The organism is Leisingera sp. F5, from assembly GCF_001593695.1.
The window spans coordinates 1-3,262 of record NZ_LUKH01000260.1; the positions used below are offsets into that span (position 1 = coordinate 1).

General features: G+C 59.0%; 5 protein-coding genes and 1 pseudogene. 1 reads left to right on the plus strand and 5 read right to left on the minus strand.

Annotation, left to right across the window (positions count from 1 at the left end):
- The 3 genes from A2I95_RS28460 to A2I95_RS28470 form a co-directional block, all read right to left on the minus strand.
- Window positions 1–494 (minus strand): DUF815 domain-containing protein (locus tag A2I95_RS28460; RefSeq protein WP_291735321.1); only part of this gene is annotated, 494 nt, incomplete at its 3' end.
- A gap of 96 nt (window positions 495–590) precedes the next feature.
- A complete protein-coding gene (locus tag A2I95_RS28465; RefSeq protein ID WP_291735324.1) occupies window positions 591–962 on the minus strand; it encodes a hypothetical protein in 372 nt (123 codons plus the stop codon).
- 93 nt (window positions 963–1,055) lie between these two features.
- Window positions 1,056–1,424, minus strand: a complete 369-nt coding sequence (locus A2I95_RS28470; protein WP_291735326.1) for an antibiotic biosynthesis monooxygenase — start codon at window positions 1,422–1,424, stop codon at window positions 1,056–1,058.
- 72 nt (window positions 1,425–1,496) lie between these two features.
- Between A2I95_RS28470 and A2I95_RS28475 the strand changes: the two genes are divergently transcribed.
- Entirely contained in the window at window positions 1,497–1,928 is a 432-nt protein-coding gene (locus A2I95_RS28475) for a MarR family winged helix-turn-helix transcriptional regulator (RefSeq protein ID WP_027258452.1), read from the plus strand.
- Between the two features lie 121 nt (window positions 1,929–2,049).
- Here the strand turns inward: A2I95_RS28475 and tatC are convergent, their stop codons facing one another.
- Together tatC and A2I95_RS28485 are read right to left on the minus strand one after the other, a co-directional pair.
- The gene (gene tatC / locus A2I95_RS28480) at window positions 2,050–2,952 is read right to left on the minus strand and encodes a twin-arginine translocase subunit TatC (RefSeq protein WP_027258451.1); all 903 of its coding nucleotides are present in this window, start codon (window positions 2,950–2,952) and stop codon (window positions 2,050–2,052) included.
- Window positions 2,949–3,262, minus strand: a pseudogene (locus tag A2I95_RS28485) (twin-arginine translocase subunit TatB); the annotation flags it as partial. The gene tatC and the pseudogene A2I95_RS28485, both read right to left, overlap by 4 nt.

Sequence of the window (3,262 nt, forward strand, 5' to 3'; positions counted from 1 at the left end):
CCCTCGATGCCGCCGTCCAGCACCGCCTTGAGGCTCTTATAGTGCTGGTCGTCATGGCTGAACGACAGGTCGTCGCAGAACAGGATGAACCGGTGCTCCGAGCCGCGCAGATGGTTCAGCAGCCGCGCCACCGAGGGCAGATCCTCGCGCTGCAGCTCCACCAGTTTCAGCTGCGGGTGATCCCCCGCCAGCGCGCCATGCACGGCCTTCACCAGGCTCGACTTCCCCATCCCCCGCGCGCCCCACAACAGCGCGTTATTGGCGGCAAAGCCTTGCGCAAAGCGGCGGGTGTTATCCAAGAGCGTATCGCGCGAGCGGTTGATGCCTACCAGCAGGTCCAGATCGACCCGGTTCACAGCGGGAACAGGCTCCAGCCGTTCCGGCCCCACATGCCAGACAAAGGCACTGGCGGCGTTGAAATCAGGGGTTTCCAAAGGGGCGGGCGACATCCGCTCCAGCGCCTCGGCAATGCGGGTCAATGCGATCTGGTCCATGGGGTGCCTCCGTCGGTTAGCTGACGGATTTCAAAGCATGTTCGGAAGGAAGCGGCAAGGGGGCAAGCACCGCGCCTGCCCCCAACGACTGCAGTTCTACGCCTGGCTTTTACGGCGCGCAGCCATTCTGCTGCCATCCCGGATGTTCAAGCCCATCATGGTGAGGTTCAACACCCCAGCCAGCAATTCAATGCCCTGCACAATGACAAACACACCATCAAAGTTTCCATCACTTGCCCTTGCCTCCAGAAAAAAGGCTGCCGGCAGGAGGACCATCAATCCGTTTGCGGCAATCAAGGGCATACGCTTTTTCTTCGCAACGGCTGGCGCATCCTTGCGCCGGCGCCCGATCGCCATGCCGAAGCCTCCCGCAATGGCCATCGCCGGTATCAGGACAAACATCCCCATCAGGATCCTGGATTTGACCAGGGCTATGGTTTCCGGTGTCCCAAGAGCTTCGCTCAGCACTGTTAAGGTCCAAAACGTCAGGATGATCAGAAAGGCGGTTACACCTGCGGCTGCGTGGATTTTCTGTTTCATGGCAATCTGATCCGGGTCCCTTCAAGCGACGCAATGGTTGGCGACAGCCAGTTTTCTGAACAAATGCGGCCGGGCGGCTGCACTTTCAGGATACTTGGCAATCCGTCTATGAAATTCAGGATGCATGAAGGCCGCACGAAAGCTTTGCACGTCCTGCCAGACAGCATAGTTCACATAGGTCGAGCTGCCGGCGATCCCTTTGTGCATCTGTGTCGAAATGTATCCGGGCTGCCCCTTCATGAAATCAGCGTCATGTGCCCAAGCATCCAACAGGGCCTGCTCATCAGATGGGTCTATTGTGAACAGGTTCATCAGGACAACCGGGCCTTCTTCGGCGTCCATCTGTTCGGAAAGTGTGACGGCGCCGTCGAGTTCTTCAAGTCCAGCCATGTTGGCTCCCCTCATTAATATAGCATGCTATGTATCATTGCATAGCATGCTATTCAAGTGCAAAATCGAACAATGAAATTCGAAAAAGAAAACTCCGCCGGCTATCTGGTGAATCACACCGCCCGCCTGTTTGCCTCCGGCTTGCAGGACCGTATCACCCCGCTTGGCATCACCATTGGGCAATTCCCCATTCTGCTGGAACTGTGGGTCAAGGACGGGGTGACCCAGCGCGAGCTGCTCGAAAAGCTGGCGCTGGAACAGGCAACCCTTGCCAACACACTGAACCGAATGGAAAGAGACGGGCTGATCGTCAGGAAGAAACACCCGTCAGACGCGCGATCACAGCAAATTTGGCTGACTGCAGAAGGACAGGCCCCACGGGAGCGCGCTTATCAGGCTGCCAACGACCAGAACGAGCAATCCCTAGCCCCCCTATCAATCAATGAGAGGGAACAGTTCATGGGCTTGATGCGCCGGATAATCAGCGCTGCGAACAGCGGTTGACTGCATACGCAGCGGGCGCCAAAGTCAGAGGCCCGGCCCCACAACTATCGATCAAAGGTATGCAGCAAGGAAAAAGGCGCGCCCTCACGGACGCGCCTTTCTGTTTCAAACCGCTTTTGGCTTACTTGTCCTTGCCGTCCTCAACCTCGAACTCGGCCATCATCGGATCGTCGGGATGGGCGTCCATTTCGTCCTCATCGTCATAATACCCCTCGGCGCGCAGCTTGGCTTCACGCTTGGCCTCGACCCGGCGAACCAGGAAGATCGAAATCTCGTAGAGACCATAGACCACCACAAACAGGATCACTTGGGTGATCACATCCGGCGGTGTCACCAGCGCGGCCAGCACCAGAATCGCCACCACCGCGTATTTGCGGACGGCCCCCAGCCCTTCGGCACTGACCAGCCCGGCCTTGCCCATCAGCGTCAGCAGCACCGGCAGCTGAAAGCACAGGCCAAAGGCCACGATGAACTTGATGGTCAGGTTCAGATACTCCTGCGCCGAGCCCTGGAACACCACGCTCAGCCCCTGGTTCACCTCTTCGCCGGTGACAGCCTCGCCGCCGGTTCCAAACTGCTGGAACCCAAGGAAGAAATCATAGGCCAGCGGTGTCACCACATAAAAGGCAAAGCTGGCGCCCAGAATGAACATGAAGGGCGAGGCGATCATAAAGGGCAGGAACGCGCCCTTTTCATTCTTGTACAGCCCCGGCGCCACAAACCGCCACATCTGGAACCCGATATAGGGAAACGCCAGGATAAAGCCGCCCAGGAAGGAGATCTTGATCGCGACAAAGAAGCCCTCCTGCGGGCTGATGAAGATTAGCGCACAGTCCTGCCCGCCCTCGGCCAGCACTTGGCACAGGGGCGCGGTCAGGAAATTGAAAACGGGCGTTGCCACGGTGAAACAGATCACCATGCCCACGACAAACGCCGCAACCGAATGGATCAGCCGGTTGCGCAATTCGGCCAGATGCTCGATCAGCGGCGCGGTTGAGTCGTCGATCTCATCCGTCTTGCTCATGACTTGGCCTCTTCTTCCGTTTTCGGCGCCGCAGGTTTCAGCGCCGCCTCGGCCTCTTCCGCCTTGGCCAGCGCCGCCTCTGCCTCACGCGCCTTGCGCTCGGCTGCCGCGCGCGCAGTGGACGCCTGGATCTTTTTGGCGTCCTCAGCGCGTTCAGCGGCCAGCTTGCCGGTTTCGCTTTCGGGGTCGTATTTGGTCGGGTCGATCGACTTGGCCATGTCCTGCGCTGCCTGTTTCACCCCGTCCATGGCGGTGCCCATCGGGTTCGACGCAGCCTTCAGGCCCTTGGCCATATCATTGACCCCGGCCT

Bases quoted from the DNA above. Each gene is read 5' to 3' on its own strand.
- A2I95_RS28470 (WP_291735326.1), bottom strand. From the start codon at position 1,424: ATGGCTGGACTTGAAGAACTCGACGGCGCCGTCACACTTTCCGAACAG.
- A2I95_RS28475 (WP_027258452.1), top strand. From the start codon at position 1,497: ATGAAATTCGAAAAAGAAAACTCCGCCGGCTATCTGGTGAATCACACC.
- tatC (WP_027258451.1), bottom strand. From the start codon at position 2,952: ATGAGCAAGACGGATGAGATCGACGACTCAACCGCGCCGCTGATCGAG.